Here is a 15,105-nt window from a genome sequence, read left to right as displayed (position 1 = left end):
CGTCGAAAGATGATGCTCTTGGCAATCTGCCCCAGCGCCACCCCCAGCGCATCGGCCGCCTGCTGCGCGGTGCGCGCGGCATCGTCGAGCATGACGGGGTTGTGCGGGTGACCCAGCCGTGTCAAGGTGTCGCCTACGCGGCGCACAGGCGCTGGCCAGCTCAGGGTGGGCGAGATTTCAGAAGCGGAAGTTTCGGACATGGATGGGGATGGTAGTCGCATGACACTTTCCATGCAGTCCAGAGGAAAAAGCACACAAGTCATCCGGAGCGAAGTGCATCTATCCAGGGGCAGCAAGGGACGGCCCTGCCGGCCCAAGATGCTGTCCCCCCTCCAAGCGCCCAAGGCGCGCCAGAGAGGGGGGAAGCCGCGCAGCGGCGCAGGGGGGAGTACCGAACCCTGCGCAGGGGGGTGCTACGCCCTTTTTACCATCAACAAACTCGCCCCCATGGCCAACAGCACGCCACCGAACACACGGTTCTGCGCGCGCCGGGCGCGTGCTGAAGCGAGCCAGCGTTGGGCACGCGAAGCCAGAAAGGCGTAGCCGTGCATGACCACCAGATCGACCCCAATCGCTGTCACAAGCAAGATCAGCAGTTGCAACCAGAGCGCGCGCGTGGGGTCGATGAACTGTGGCAGCACGGCCACCATGAACACGATGCCCTTGGGGTTCGTCACGTTGGTGAAGAAACCCAGGGTGATGCGCCTGCGCATCGACGGCAGACCGGGTTCGCCCACTGCGCCCGTGGCCGGCCCGGTTGACGCGGAGGACGCCGCCACGGGTGCGCGCCACTGCTGCACGCCCAGCCAGATCAGGTAGGCAGCGCCCAGCACCTTGACCACAGTAAACGCGGTGGCCGAAGCCAGCAGCAAGGCGCCCACACCCACCCCGGCCACCAGCAGGATGACCGCCAGGCCCAGTTGCAGGCCAACGATGGTGGCGCTGGTCTGGCGCACGCCGTAGCTCAGCCCATGGCTCATGGACAGCACCGCGCCAGAGCCGGGGGAAATGGCGATCACCCAGGAGGCGGCAAAGAAGGCAAGCCAGACGTGAAAATCCATGAATCACCCAACAAGGGAAAAGTAGAAGACAGCCTGTGATGATGCCACCAGCCTGGCTGGTCTTCATGGCATCTCGTCTGTCCCGACTCGCGGCACACGGCTGAGGTACCCAGTGCTCAGCCTGCGAGCTGTCTCAGCTTCTGCAGCAGGGCATCCGGCACATCCAGCCCATCGTGTTCAGCCGCTTGACGGCGAGCCGGACGTTGATCACCCGGCAGGCGAACGTGCTCGTCATGCAACATGGCTTCGACCAGATTTTCCATGCGCGCGGAATAGGTTTCACGCCCGGCCAGCGCCGCCGGATCAATGAAAAGGAATACCTGGCCCACCCGTGGCACGCCGCCCTCCTCTTCCAGTAAAGAATCCGCCTCAAAACCAAAATGCGAACCCGTGAGGGTGCCCACCAGCAAGTCCACCAACAGTGCCAGCAAGGTGCCCTTCACGCCACCAGCCGGCACCATGGAGCCGGCCAGCCCGGCCACCGGATCGGTCGTCGGCTGACCCTCCGCATCCAGCGCCCAACCCAACGGAATGGGCTTGCCTTCGCGCGCCGCCACCACCAGCTTGCCCCGCGCCACAACCGACAGCGAGAGGTCGATCAGCAACGGTGCGTGGCCTGCGCGCGGAAACGCGGCCGCGATGGGGTTGGTGCCGAACATCGGCCGCTTGCCACCCCAGGCGGGCATGGCCGCCGGCGCATTGCCCAGCGCGATGCCCACCAGACCCGCCTCGGCCGCAGGCTGCAGGTGGTACACCGCCGCGCCAAAGTGGTGGCTGTTGCCCACTGCGGCGAACGCCACGCCCTGCTGCTGCGCCAGCTCCATGCCTTGCTGCACGGCCAGATGGCAGGCAGGGTAGGCCAGGCCGGCGCCGGCATCCACCAGCACCACGGCACCCTGACGACGCAGCACCTTTGGCACGGCACTGCCATCGGCGCGACCATTGCGCAGATGCGCGGCGTAGGTCGGCACGCGGGCCACGCCGTGCGAAGTGAGGCCCAGCATGTCGGCGTCGACCAGCGCAGTGGCGGTTTTCAAGGCCATGTCCGGATAGGCACCAGAAGTGGCCAAGGCTTTTTGGGCGAGTTCAAGCAACTCGGGAGGAGTGATACGGGGCACGTGACTGGCTCGGTGCAATGTTCAGCCAGCACGCTTGGCCAGCAACGCCCGCGCCACGCGAGAACCCGACGGTCGACCCAGCTGCTCGCTGATGTAGGCGCCTGCGTCCACCAGCGCATCGAGGTCAATGCCAGTCTCGATACCCATGCCGTGCAGCAGGTAGACCACGTCTTCGGTGGCCACATTGCCGGTGGCACCCTTGGCATAGGGACAGCCGCCCAGGCCGGAGACGGAAGACTGGAAGTTCCACACCCCCATTTCCAGCGCGGCCAGCGTGTTGGACAGTGCCTGCCCGTAGGTGTCGTGGAAGTGGCCAGACACGGCGTCGATGCTGAAGTGCTGCAGTGTGGCCTCGATGGCGGCCTGCACCCGCCGGGGCGTGCCCACACCAATGGTGTCGGCCACGTCCACGCGCCGCACGCCGATGTCCGCCATCAGCTTGGCCAGGTAGGCCACGCGCTCGGGCGCGATGTCGCCCTCATAAGGGCATCCCACCGTGCAACTCATGGCGCCACGCACCGCTATGCCTTTCGCCAGGGCCGCCTCCACCACCGGCGCAAAGCGTTCGATGCTCTCGGCGATGGAGCAGTTGATGTTCTTCTGACTGAAAGCTTCGCTGGCGGCGCCGAACACGACGATCTCGTCTGGCTGGTCGAGCACCGCAGATTCGAAGCCTTTGAGGTTGGGCGTGAGCACCGAATAGGCCACGCCGGTCAGGCGCGTGATGCCGGCCATGACGTCGTGGTTGTCGGCCATCTGTGGCACCCACTTGGGACTCACGTAGCTCGTGACCTCGATCTCTTTCAGGCCAGCGGCCTGCAGGCGGTGTACCAGTTCAATCTTGATGGCGGCGGGCACGGGCTGCTTTTCGTTCTGCAGGCCGTCGCGGGGGCCGACGTCGATGAGGCGGACGCGGGTGGGAAGTTTCATGCGAATTCTCTTGAAGGGGTTTCAGTAGCCCCGAACGGGGTCGACCGTCCCGGCGACGGCCTCACCACGCGACATGGCCAGCATCTTGCCGGCGATCTGCGCAATGCTCTCATCGCGCAACGTGCGCGCGGACGTGTGAGGCGTGACAGTGACTTTGGGGTGGGTCCAGAAGGGGTGGTCGGCAGGCAGCGGTTCGGTGCGGAACACGTCCAGCGTGGCACCGGCCATGTGGCCGCTCTCCAGCAAGGCCAGCAGGTCTTCTTCCACCAGGTGCGCGCCGCGCGCGACGTTGACCAGGTAGCCGCCCGGCTTGAGCAGCGACAGGGTTTCGGTGTTGAGGAGGTCGGTGGTGTCTGGCGTGAGTGGCAGCAAGTTCACCAGCACGCGGCATGACGACAGGAAGGTGTTGAAGCCATCGCTGCCGCTGTGGCATTGCACGCCGGCGATCTGTTTGGGCGAACGGCTCCAGCCGTGCACCGGGAATTCGAACATGCTCAGTGTCCGCGCCACGCGTTCGCCCAACACGCCCAAGCCCATCACGCCCACGGGGAAATCGGCACGCATGTGGGGTTTGCGGTACGACCACTTGCCGGCTTTCACATCGGCCTCGTAGCCATCAAACTCGCGGAAGTGGCGGATCACCGTGTGGCAGACGTACTCTGCCATCTGCACCGACATGCCGGCGTCGTCCAGGCGCACCACCTGGCAGCCTGGCGGCAGCTTGAGCTTCATGAGCGCGTCCACGCCGGCGCCGATGTTGAACAGCGCCTTCAGATTCGGTTGTTCATCCAGAAAGGCTTGCGGCGGCGCCCAGACCACGGCGTAGTCGGCTGGCGGGTCGCCGGGCTTCCAGTTGCTCACGGTGGCGCCGGGCAAGGCGGCACGCAGACCCGCTTCCCAAGGCTCGGGCTTGGTCTGGGCCATGCAGAGGGTGATGTTCATGGAGGTACTCATGGGGCCGAGCTTACCAACGCATCAAGGGCACCAGTGTCACGCGACCGCCAGCCGCAACAGCTCCGCGCCTTCGTTGACCTGATCTCCCGGCGCATACAGCAGCTCGGCCACGGTGCCGTCGGCCGGTGCGGCGATGGTGTGTTCCATCTTCATGGCTTCCATCACCGCCAGCGGCTGGCCCTTGGTGACCGCGTCGCCGGCCTTCACCGAGAACGACACGACCTTGCCTGGCATGGGTGCTGTCAGGCGGCCACCTTCATGTGCGGCCTCGCCGGCATGCGCCAGTGCATCAATTTCAAGAATCTGCGTGGCACCGTGCGCGGTGAACACATGCACCACCTCGCCCTGCATCCAGGTCTGCACCCGGTTGCGCTGCCCGGCGTACTGCAGGTCGAAGCGTTCGCCCCCCATGACGGCTTCAAATACCAGAGACGAGGCGGTCTCGCCCACCTTCAGCGTGAGCGCGCCGGCCTGTTCGTAGGTCAGGTAGGCCAGCAGGCCCTCGCCCTGGTAGTCGAAGTCGAAGCGGCGCACAGTGAGGCCGTGCGGACGGAAGCCGTCACGGCGCGAGAACGGGTCGGCGCCCTCTTCCGCGCGCTCAGACAGCAGGGTCTGCGCCACGGCGGCAGCCACCGCCTGGTCGCGGCCCACGCGGTCCTGGTTGAACAGCACCGCTGCTTCGCGCGGAATCAACGCGGTGTCGAGCCGGGCTTGCGCGAACGATTCGCTTGCTGCCACGTGGCGCAGAAACTGCACGTTGGTGGTCAGGCCGACGATGCGGGTTTCGGCCAGCGCCGCGTCCAGCTTGGCCAGCGCTTCGGCGCGGGTACTGCCGTGCACGATGAGCTTGGCGACCATGGAGTCGTAAAACGGACTGATGGCGTCGCCTTCGCGCACGCCGTCGTCAAAACGAATGTCACCGCGCTCGAAGGCCTTGTGGGACGGCTTGCGGTACACGTTGAGCGTGCCGGTGGCGGGCAGGAACTGGTTGTCCGGATTTTCGGCGCAGATGCGCGCCTCGATGGCGTGGCCGTGCATGCGAAGTTCGTGCTGCTGCAGTGGCAGCGGCTCGCCGCTGGCCACGCGCAACTGCCACTCCACCAGATCCAGTCCGGTGATGGCTTCGGTGACCGGGTGTTCCACCTGCAGGCGCGTGTTCATCTCCATGAAAAAGAAGCGCATGTCTTCCGGTTTGCCGTAGCCGCCCGGCTGCTCGACAATGAATTCCACCGTACCGGCGCCCACGTAGTGCACCGCCTTGGCCGCGGCAACCGCGGCCAGCCCCATCTGCTGGCGCAACTCGGGCGTAAGGCCAGGCGCCGGTGCTTCTTCCAGCACCTTCTGGTGGCGGCGCTGCACCGAACAGTCGCGCTCGAACAAGTACACGCAGTTGCCATGGGTGTCGCCGAACACCTGAATCTCGATGTGACGCGGGCGCAGCACGTACTTCTCGATCAGCACCGCGTCGCTGCCAAAGCTGTTGCGCGCCTCGCGCTGGCAACTGGCCAGAGCGGCCGCGAAATCTTCGCTCTTTTCCACCACACGCATGCCCTTGCCGCCGCCGCCGGCGCTGGCCTTGATGAGCACCGGATAGCCGATGCGGTCGGCCTCGTGCTGCAGCATGTGCGGGTCCTGATCCGCCCCGTGGTAGCCGGGCACCAAGGGCACCCCGGCCTTTTCCATGAGCCGCTTGGATTCGGCCTTCAGCCCCATGGCCTCGATCGCGGAAGATGGCGGACCGATGAACACCAGACCGGCTTCAGCGCAGGCATTGGCGAAGGCTTCGTTTTCGCTCAGGAAGCCGTAGCCGGGGTGCACGGCCTGCGCGCCGGTGGCCTTGGCCGCGTCCAGGATGCGCTGCCACTGCAGGTAGCTGTCTTTGGGCGCACTGCCGCCGATGTGCACCGCTTCGTCGCAGGCGGCCACGTGTTTGGCGCTGGCATCGGCGTCGGAATACACGGCCACGGTTTTCACCCCCATGCGGCGCGCGGTGGCGGCGACCCGGCAGGCAATCTCGCCTCTGTTGGCAATCAGGATTTTTTTAAACATGGCTAGGTCCAGAGAAAAAACGTTGAGCGCGGCGGAAAGCGCCGCGCAGGAACTTGAAAAGCGTCCAGGTGACGATCCACATCAGGATCACCACGATCACCAGCAGCACGCCGAACACCAGCGGGTGCTGGGTCGCGAGCCAGACCGCACCGACGACCAGGCCGTCCTCGACCAGGCTCATGGCGATGTTGGAGAACGGCTCGGGCGAGCTGTTGATGGCCGCCCGCGTGGTGGTCTTGGCAGCCTGGCTGGTGGCGGCCAGCGAGCCGCCCAACAGCGCGGCCGCCAGCGCCATGGCGCCGCTGTCGGCGCCAAACACGCCAGCGGCCAATGCCGCACCAGCGGGGATGCGCACCACGCTGTTGACCATGTCCCATAGCGAATCGACCACCGGGATCTTGTCGGCAAAAAACTCAACAAAGAGCATGAAGCCACTGGCTCCCAATAGCGCCGGGTGTTGCAGCACCTGCAGGCCGCCGGGCAGCTCCATCCAGCCCGCGGCGCCGGCCATGCCCACCAGAAACATCACCGCATAGAGCCGGAAACCACTGGCCCAGCCGAGCGCGCCGGCCAGGGCCAGCAGCTCAGGGGTTCCCAGCGATGCGAGGGCTTCGTTCATGGTCAGGCGGTGGGCAACCAGCCAGCCGGGCGCTTGTTGAGGAACGAAGCCAGCCCCTCACGACCCTCGTCGCTGGCACGGATGTCAGCGATGCGGCGCGCAGTTTCACTCCGCAGTTCGGCCGTGATGGGCACGCCACTCACAGCGCGCACCAGGCGTTTGCATTCCCGCACCGCCTTGGGTCCGTTGGCCACCAGCGTGGCCACGATCTCGTTCACTTTGGCGTCCAGCGTTTCCGGCGTGGCCAGCTCGTGCACCATGCCCAGCGCGTGCGCACGCACGGCGCTGAAGCGCTCGGCCGTGACCATGTAGCGGCGCGACGCCTGCGCGCCCAGCGCCCGCACCACATAGGGGCTGATGGTGGCTGGCAGCAGGCCCAGGCGGGCTTCGGACAGGCAGAAGGTCGCACCCTCCACCGCCACCAGCACATCACAGATCGCGGCCAGCCCCATGCCGCCGGCATAGCAGTCGCCCTGCACGCGGCCCACCACCGGCACCGGGCACTGGTCCAGCGTCCACAGCATGTCGGCCAGCTTCTGGGCATCGGCGCGGTTCTGATCCCAGTCGTAGCCGGCCATGGCCTTCATCCAGTTCAGGTCGGCCCCGGCGCAGAAGGCCTTGCCGTGCGCGCCCAGCACCACCACGCGCAGGTCTTCATCTTGCGACAAGGCCGTGAACGTTTCAGCAAGCGCGGCGATCACGTCGTCGTTGAACGCATTGCGCACATCGGGACGGTTGAGCCACACGTGGGCCACATGGGCGCTGGGGCGGGAGACATCCAGTACATCACTCATTGCAGATTCCTTGTTCAAGTCTGTCCGGCGCGCGTGTCTTTATCCAGAAACACCGCGGAACCGGCTCCGCCGGGCCGCAGGTGTTGCCCCCTTGAGGGGGTCGCGCGCAGCGCGGCGGGGGTGTTCAATATCTTTTGGCAACTTCTTCGAGCATCACTTCCGTGGCACCACCGCCAATCGCCAGCACGCGTGCGTCGCGCCACAGACGTTCAATCGCCGTTTCGCGGATGAAACCCATGCCACCGTGGAACTGCTGGCAGGTTTGTACGACCTCATTGACCAGCTCACCGGTCAGCGCCTTCAACATCGACACCTCCTGCACGATGTCGTGGCCCTGGGTGACGCTCCAGGCGCAGTGGTACATGAACTGGCGTGCCGCGCGCACCTTGGCGTCCAGCATGGACAGACGCTGGCGAATGGTCTGCTGATCCCACAGCGTGGCCCCAAACGCCTGCCGCTGGCGCACGTGGTCCAGCGTGAGCTTCAATGCCTGGGTGCAGTGACCGATGGCCATGGCGCCCAGGGCGATGCGTTCGGTCTGGAAGTTCTTCATCACCGAATAGAAGCCCTTGCCCTCCTCGCCCAGCAGGTTGCCCGCTGGAATGCGCACGTTGTCGAACACCAGTTCGGCTGTGTCGCTGGAGAGCCAGCCGGTTTTCTTGAGTGCGCGGCCCACGGTGAAACCGGGCGTACCTTTTTCCACGATGAACATCGACATGTCGTGGCGCGCGGTGCCGGTCTTTGCGGCCACGAAATACAAGTCGCCGTGCACACCGTTGGTGATGAACATCTTGGTGCCATTGATCACCCACTCGTCACCCTCGCGACGTGCCGTGGTGCGCATGCCAGCCACGTCCGAGCCAGCGCCCGGTTCGCTGATGCCCACCGCAGTGATGAGCTCGCCCGCTGTCACTTTCGGCAGGTACTTCGCTTTCTGAGCAGGCGTGCCGGCATGGTGCAGGTGCGGGCCAGCCATGTCGGTATGCACGAGCACGGTGATGATGAAACCAGCGAACGTGCTTTGCGACAGCGCCTCGGCAAACACCAGGTTGGTCATGGCGTCGGCATCGGCGCCGCCGTACTCGCCCTCGAAGGCAATACCCAGCAAACCCGCCTGGCCCATGCGGCGCAGCACATCGCGTGGCACCATGCCGGTCTCTTCCCAGGCGGCAGCAAACGGCTCCACCTCACGCGCAAGAAAACGCGCCACCTGGTCGCGCAGCAGTTCGTGGTCGGGAGTGTCGTAGATGGTGGCGCTCATGGGTTTGTCTCGTTCGTTGTGGTTGTGGTCGCGGCGTTCAGGGCGACTTCTGCTGCAGGAAATACACCAGGTCCAGCACCGGGGCAGGCTGACCCAGGAAGGTCAGCGCGGCCGTGATCTGGCCGCGATGGTGCGTACCGTGGTTGAACACATGCGCCAGCGTGGCGGCAAATGGCAGGTTCATGGCCTGGCCGTTGGTGCTCGTGTAGCTGAGCTTGCCATCGAAGCGTTCGGCAGGCCAGCCAGCAATCAGTGGTTCCCAAACCTTCGCGCCACCCTTGAGTGCCTGCGCCAATCGGTCGCGATCAGGCTCGACTTCCATGTCCAGCGCCAGCATGGGCGACTCCCCCCGCGCGAAGCGCCGCTGCCACAGCATGTGCTCACCCACCAGCAGGTGGTTGAGCGTGCCGTGGATGCTCTTGAAGAACAGCCGCAGGTCGCGCCGGTAGTCGAGTTCGCTCACCGGCTCGATCGCCTGAAGCAGGCGCTCGGTGGCCCACACGTTGTAGCGGGCGAGTTGGGTGAAGTGTTCGTTCGGATTCATGTGCGGCTTTCGGCATGCAGGTCCGTCTCCCGGCGCGCAACGTCCAGCAGCAGCCGCAGAACCGGCTCAGCCGGGCTGCAGGCTGCGCCCCCTGGCAGGGGGAGACGCGAAGCGGCGCGGGGGTGATTCATGTTCACATGCGGAACACGCCAAACTTCGGCTCAGGGATCGGCGCATTCATGGAAGCCGACAAAGCCAATGCCAGCACGCGGCGCGTGTCTGCCGGGTCGATCACGCCGTCGTCCCACAGACGGGCGCTGGCGTAATACGGGTGGGACTGGTGGCCGAACTGGTCCAGCACAGGCTGCTTGAACGCGGCTTCCTCTTCGGCACCCCAGGTGCCGCCCTTGGCCTCGATGCCGTCGCGCTTCACAGTGGCCAGCACGCCAGCCGCCTGTTCGCCGCCCATCACGCAGATGCGTGCGTTGGGCCACATCCAGAGGAAGCGCGGGCTGTAGGCGCGGCCGCACATGCCGTAGTTGCCGGCACCGTAGCTGCCACCAATGATCACAGTGAACTTGGGCACGTTGGCGGTGGCCACGGCAGTGACCATCTTGGCGCCGTGGCGGGCGATGCCTTCGCTTTCGTACTTGCGGCCCACCATGAAACCGGTGATGTTCTGCAGGAACAGCAGCGGCACCTTGCGCTGGCAGCACAACTCGATGAAGTGCGCGCCCTTCTGCGCACTCTCTGAGAACAGCACGCCGTTGTTCGCCACGATGCCGATGGGCATTCCCTCGATGTGCGCAAAGCCGCAGATCAGGGTGGCGCCATAGCGCGCCTTGAACTCGTGGAACTCGCTGCCGTCGACGATGCGGGCGATGATCTCGTGCACGTCGTAGGGCTTGCGCGTGTCGGCTGGGATGACGCCATACAGCTCTTCGGTGGGGTACAGCGGCTCGCGCGGTTCGAGCAAGGCGTGCGGCTGGGGCTTGCGACGGTTGAGCGTGGCCACGGCCTGGCGCGCCAACGCAATGGCGTGCGCGTCGTTCTGGGCCAGGTGATCCGCCACGCCCGAGAGGCGCGTGTGCACATCGCCGCCGCCCAGGTCTTCGGCGCTGACGATCTCGCCGATGGCGGCCTTCACCAGCGGCGGGCCGCCCAGGAAGATGGTGCCCTGGTTCTTGACGATGATGGTCTCGTCGCTCATGGCAGGCACGTAGGCACCGCCCGCGGTGCACGAGCCCATGACCACGGCGATCTGCGCGATGCCGTTGGCCGACATGTTGGCCTGGTTGTAGAAGATGCGGCCGAAGTGGTCTCGATCGGGGAACACGTCGTCCTGGTTGGGCAGGTTGGCGCCGCCAGAGTCCACCAGGTAGATACACGTGAGGTTGTTCTGCATTGCCACCTCTTGCGCTCGCAGGTGCTTCTTCACCGTCATGGGGTAGTAGGTGCCGCCCTTGACCGTGGCGTCGTTGCAGACGATCAGACAGTCCACCCCGCTCACGCGGCCGATGCCGGTGATCACGCCGGCGCAGGGCGCGCTGTCGCTGCCGTCGCGGTCCGGGTACATGTTCATCGCGGCCAGCGGGCTCAGCTCCAGGAAGGGGGTGCCGGGGTCCAGCAGCATCTGCACCCGGTCGCGCGGCAGCAGTTTGCCGCGCGCGGCGTGCTTGGCACGCGCGGCCTCGCCGCCACCGAGTGCGCTGCGGGCGATCTGCTTCTGCAGGTCTTCAACCACGGCACGCATGGCAGCGGCGTTGGTCTGGAAGTCGGCGGAGCGGGCGTTGAGTTGGGTTTCCAGGATCGTCATCTCGTGGTTCCGGTGGGAATGGGTGTGTGGCAAACGGAAGGATCAGGCTGTCTTGTGATCGGCCAGCCCCAGCTGCTCTTTCATCTTTTCGCGGATCTTGAATTTCTGAATCTTGCCGGTCACGGTCATGGGGAAGCCTTCCACGAACCGGATGTGGCGCGGGACCTTGTAGTGTGCAATGCGGCCCTGGCAGAAATCGCGCACGGCAGATTCATCCAGCGTCTGCCCGGGCTTCACCACGATCCAGGCGCACAGCTCTTCGCCGTACTTCGCGTCCGGCACGCCCACCACCTGCACGTCTTGAACGGCGGGGTGGCGATACAGGAATTCTTCGATCTCGCGAGGGTAGATGTTTTCTCCGCCGCGGATCACCATGTCCTTGATGCGGCCGACGATGTTGACATAGCCCTCGACGTCCATGGTGGCCAGGTCCCCGGTGTGCATCCAGCCCTCAGGATCGATCGCTTCGCGGGTCTTGGCATCGTCATCCCAGTAGCCATGCATGACCGAATAACCGCGCGTACACAGTTCGCCGGACACGCCGGGCGCCACCACGGCACCGGTGTCGGGGTGCACGATCTTCACTTCGAGGTGCGGCTGCACCACGCCCACGGTAGAGACGCGCTTGTCCAGCGGCGTGTCGGTGCTGCTCTGGCAGCTCACCGGGCTGGTTTCGGTCATGCCGTAGGCGATGGTGATTTCAGACAGGTGCATGTCGCTCACCACGCGCTTCATCACCTCGGTCGGGCAGGGCGATCCCGCCATGATGCCGGTGCGCAAGGTGGACAGGTCGAATTCCTTGAAACGCGGGTGGTCCAGCTCGGCGATGAACATGGTGGGTACGCCGTGCAGTCCGGTGCATTTTTCATCCTGCACGGTTTGCAGCACGGTGAGCGGGTCGAAGCCGTCGTTCGGGTACACCACCGTGGCGCCGTGCGTGAAACAGGCCAGATTGCCCAGCACCATGCCAAAGCAGTGGTACAGCGGCACGGGAATGCACAACCGGTCAGCCGGCGTGAGCTTCATGCATTCGCCGATGAAATATCCGTTGTTCAGGATGTTGCGGTGCGTGAGCGTGGCGCCCTTGGGAAAGCCGGTGGTGCCGCTGGTGAACTGGATGTTGATGGGGTCGGCGGCCTTGAGCGTGGCGCCCACTTCTGCCACTCGCGGATCTTGCTCGTCACCCTGTGCCAACAGCGATGAGAACGGCATCAGGCCGGCGGTGTCCAGGTCGGGTGCGTCAGCGGGGCTGTCGATCCACACCACGGTGTGCAGGTGGGGCAGTTGTTGTGCCTGCAGGCGCCCTTGCTCGGCGCTGGCCCACTCCGGTGCCAGTTCACGGAGCATGCCCAGGTAGTCGCTGGTCTTGAACCTGGCCATGGTCACCAGCAGCTTGCAGCCCACCTTGTTGAGTGCGTACTCGACCTCGGTGGTGCGGTAGGCCGGGTTGATGTTGACCAGTACCAGGCCGACCTTGGCCGTGGCCAGTTGCATCAGCACCCATTCGGCGTTGTTGTGCGACCAGATGCCCACCCTGTCACCCGGTTCCAGCCCCTGACGCAGCAGCGCGCTGGCCAGGCGGTTGGCTTGTGTCTGCAGGCTGCGGTAGCTGTGGCGCAGCCCCTGGTGCACGCTGACCAGGGCTTCGTGGTCGGGCTGTTGCGCCACCACCGAATCAAAATGTGCACCGATGGTCTGTTCGATCAGCGGCACATGCGTGGTACCAACGGCCAGGCTCTGCGCCAAGGGCGCGGTGCTGCCAGCAGTGCTCATGGTGTTGTCTCCTGCGGTTCTGCGGTGCGCCCATCGGACAACCGGGCGCAAGCCACAAGGATAGAAGCACCGGCCCCTTGGTGGTTGCCACAATGGTTGCAAATCGTGCCAGTGTTCGGGCACACTGGCCGCCATGCCGCCTTTGCCACCGCCATCCGCTTCCGCTGCGCCGGCCATCACCCCCATGGCCTTTGTTCGCTCAATGGTATTGGCTTATGAACGGCGCGGCATGGATCCAGCCAAAGCCCTGGCGCTGGCACAGATTGCGCCAGGACAACTGCATCGACTCAACGCGCGCATCACTGCGTGGCAGATGGAGCGCATTTCGGACGCCGCCATGCGCGAACTGGACGACGAAGGCCTGGGTTGTTTTGGCCGGCGCCTGCCCTGGGGCAGCTACGGCATGCTGGCACGTGCGTCCCTCAGCGCGCCCCAATTGGGTCTGGCGCTGCACCGCTGGTGCCGCCACCACAGCCTGCTGACCGACGACATCGCCCTGACGGTGGAAACCGGGGGCGACACGGCGCGCATCGCACTGCGCCCGCACCGCAACCCCAAGCCGCCCACGGAGTTTTGTGTGGTTTCCGTGTTGCGCAACATCCATGGCCTGGCCAGCTGGTACATCGACTCGCGCATTCCGCTCAAGGGCGCACAGTTTGCCTATTCCCCGCCGCCGCACCTGGACGCCTACCGTGTGCTTTTTGATGGCCCGTGCACCTTCGATGCAGACCATGCCGCCATCGAATTCGATGCCCGCTATCTGGCACTTCCCGTGCAGCGCGACGAGCTTGCCATGACCCAACTGCTGCAACGCGCACTGCCCTTGACCGTGCGCTCCTACCGCCGCGACCGCCTGCTGGTTCAGCGCGTGCGCCAGGTCTTGCTGGCCCAGCCACTGGGCGCCCACAACGCCGACGACCTGGCCGCCTTGCTGAACCTCTCCGCCCGCACCCTGCACCGCCAGTTGAAACTGGAGGGGGCTTCGCTGCAGGCACTGAAAGATGAGGTGCGCCGCGACCGCTCCATGGAACTGCTGCAGCGCACGACCAGGCCCATCAAGCAGGTGGCCGAAGCGGCCGGGTTTTTGAACGAGAAGAGTTTCATTCGCGCGTTCAAGGGCTGGACCGGAATGGCACCGGGGGAATGGCGGGCTTCGCGATGAACCGATGCGGGCAATGCTGTTAGCCTCACATGCCCGGCAAGGCCCCTGCCCTGCCAGCCAAGGCCATCGTGCCCAGTTTGAAAGCGAATTCAACATGACCAGCCCGCTGTACAACGCCTCCGTTCCCGTCATGCAGCAGATGCTGCGCGCCTTGTCGGATGTGCTCAAGAAAGCCGAAGACCACGCCGCACAAAAGAACATCGATCCGAATGCTCTGCTCCAGGCGCGGCTGTTTCCTGACATGTTTCCGCTGATACGTCAGGTACAGATCGCTGCGGACTTCTCCAAGGGCATTGCCTCACGCCTGGCCGGCGCCGAGGTCCCGTCCTGGCCCGACACAGAGGCCAGCTTCGCGGATATGCAGGCGTTGATCGAGAAGGCGCTGGCCCATATCGGCTCCTTCAAGCTTGATCAATTTGATTCAAGTGAGAGCCGGGAAATCGTTTTGCGCCCCGGCACCCCAAAGGAAAAGACATTGACCGCCACCGCATATCTTCTGCACTATGGCCTGCCGCAGTTTTTCTTCCACGTGACAACCGCTTATGCCATCTTGCGCCACAACGGTGTCGACGTCGGTAAGCGCGATTACATGGGTTCCTACTGACGCCTGACTCACGACCCGTTGCGAGTGGTCAGCGCTGAATTTCGGAGGGCGGCAACGCAGCGTGAGGAGCCGGTGGGTACTGCCATGCGAGCTCACACCGATTGCCTCGAAGCGGCTGTCGGGCGTTTCAATTTGCCCCAGCCTGAGCGGCTGCTGTACGAGGTACTGCGTTCATGCGGCTTGCGGGACTCGAGTGGCGCCGCGCCACCGACCGCTTCCCCTTCACCTGGACTGGCGGTTTCGACCCGAAGCTGCCTGTCGCTGCATGCGTGCCGAAGTCCGGTTTGCACCTTGGCCACCCCGCCTTGGCATGTCAGGGCCTGGCACCGCTGCAACACATCTTCCGCACGCTGATTTCACGGGGGTAGCCATCCGGTATGCTGCCGCCCATGTCATCCCACCCCAACCCCTCCATTGCACGTGCTGCAGGCTGGATGGCCGGCTGGCTGACGCTGATGGTGGTGATCGCTGTGGCCGGGC

13 protein-coding genes and 1 pseudogene are annotated in these 15,105 nt (G+C 65.1%); 2 read left to right on the top strand and 12 right to left on the bottom strand.

Features of this window, described 5'->3' with window-relative positions; genetic code table 11:
• The 12 genes and pseudogenes from Q7V46_RS05495 to Q7V46_RS05440 form a co-directional block, all read right to left on the bottom strand.
• Positions 1 to 200 (bottom strand): annotated as a pseudogene (locus tag Q7V46_RS05495) (YbaK/EbsC family protein); the annotation flags it as partial.
• Between the two features lie 213 nt (positions 201 to 413).
• The gene (locus Q7V46_RS05490) at positions 414 to 1,061 is read right to left on the bottom strand and encodes a LysE family transporter (RefSeq protein WP_304912516.1); all 648 of its coding nucleotides are present in this window, start codon (positions 1,059 to 1,061) and stop codon (positions 414 to 416) included.
• 116 nt (positions 1,062 to 1,177) lie between these two features.
• Positions 1,178 to 2,179: an Ldh family oxidoreductase gene (locus Q7V46_RS05485; RefSeq protein ID WP_304912515.1), complete on the bottom strand. Its 1,002-nt coding sequence runs from the start codon at positions 2,177 to 2,179 to the stop codon at positions 1,178 to 1,180.
• Between the two features lie 21 nt (positions 2,180 to 2,200).
• On the bottom strand, positions 2,201 to 3,109 hold the full coding sequence (locus Q7V46_RS05480) for a hydroxymethylglutaryl-CoA lyase (protein WP_304912514.1): 909 nt from the start codon (positions 3,107 to 3,109) through the stop codon (positions 2,201 to 2,203).
• A 21-nt stretch (positions 3,110 to 3,130) separates the two neighbouring features.
• A complete protein-coding gene (locus Q7V46_RS05475) occupies positions 3,131 to 4,051 on the bottom strand; it encodes a glyoxylate/hydroxypyruvate reductase A (RefSeq protein ID WP_304912513.1) in 921 nt (306 codons plus the stop codon).
• 48 nt (positions 4,052 to 4,099) lie between these two features.
• Complete coding sequence (locus Q7V46_RS05470; RefSeq protein ID WP_304912512.1) at positions 4,100 to 6,112, bottom strand: acetyl/propionyl/methylcrotonyl-CoA carboxylase subunit alpha; 2,013 nt, start codon at positions 6,110 to 6,112, stop codon at positions 4,100 to 4,102.
• Positions 6,105 to 6,731: a DUF4126 domain-containing protein gene (locus tag Q7V46_RS05465; protein WP_304912511.1), complete on the bottom strand. Its 627-nt coding sequence runs from the start codon at positions 6,729 to 6,731 to the stop codon at positions 6,105 to 6,107. Before Q7V46_RS05465 ends, Q7V46_RS05470 begins: the two co-directional genes overlap by 8 nt.
• Before the next feature lie 2 nt (positions 6,732 to 6,733).
• Positions 6,734 to 7,525 carry an enoyl-CoA hydratase/isomerase family protein gene (locus Q7V46_RS05460; protein WP_304912510.1) on the bottom strand — a complete coding sequence of 264 codons (792 nt, stop codon included), beginning with the start codon at positions 7,523 to 7,525 and terminating at the stop codon, positions 6,734 to 6,736.
• A gap of 124 nt (positions 7,526 to 7,649) precedes the next feature.
• Positions 7,650 to 8,786, bottom strand: coding sequence for an acyl-CoA dehydrogenase family protein (locus tag Q7V46_RS05455; protein ID WP_304912509.1), 1,137 nt, complete (start codon positions 8,784 to 8,786; stop codon positions 7,650 to 7,652).
• Between the two features lie 37 nt (positions 8,787 to 8,823).
• Positions 8,824 to 9,330 (bottom strand): DinB family protein, encoded by a 507-nt coding sequence (locus tag Q7V46_RS05450; protein ID WP_304912508.1) that lies wholly within the window; start codon positions 9,328 to 9,330, stop codon positions 8,824 to 8,826.
• A 133-nt stretch (positions 9,331 to 9,463) separates the two neighbouring features.
• On the bottom strand, positions 9,464 to 11,086 hold the full coding sequence (locus Q7V46_RS05445; RefSeq protein ID WP_304912507.1) for a carboxyl transferase domain-containing protein: 1,623 nt from the start codon (positions 11,084 to 11,086) through the stop codon (positions 9,464 to 9,466).
• Between the two features lie 42 nt (positions 11,087 to 11,128).
• Positions 11,129 to 12,859 (bottom strand): AMP-binding protein, encoded by a 1,731-nt coding sequence (locus Q7V46_RS05440; RefSeq protein ID WP_304912506.1) that lies wholly within the window; start codon positions 12,857 to 12,859, stop codon positions 11,129 to 11,131.
• A gap of 133 nt (positions 12,860 to 12,992) precedes the next feature.
• Between Q7V46_RS05440 and Q7V46_RS05435 the strand changes: the two genes are divergently transcribed.
• Positions 12,993 to 14,021 (top strand): AraC family transcriptional regulator, encoded by a 1,029-nt coding sequence (locus Q7V46_RS05435; RefSeq protein ID WP_304912505.1) that lies wholly within the window; start codon positions 12,993 to 12,995, stop codon positions 14,019 to 14,021.
• Between the two features lie 94 nt (positions 14,022 to 14,115).
• A complete protein-coding gene (locus tag Q7V46_RS05430; RefSeq protein WP_304912504.1) occupies positions 14,116 to 14,625 on the top strand; it encodes a DUF1993 family protein in 510 nt (169 codons plus the stop codon).
• The last annotated feature ends 480 nt before the right edge of the window (positions 14,626 to 15,105 follow it).

It is taken from the genome of Hydrogenophaga sp. (assembly GCF_030651625.1).
Lineage (GTDB): Bacteria > Pseudomonadota > Gammaproteobacteria > Burkholderiales > Burkholderiaceae_C > Hydrogenophaga.
Note: the sequence above shows the minus strand (reverse complement) of the source record. Positions and strands in the feature narration are given on the sequence as shown.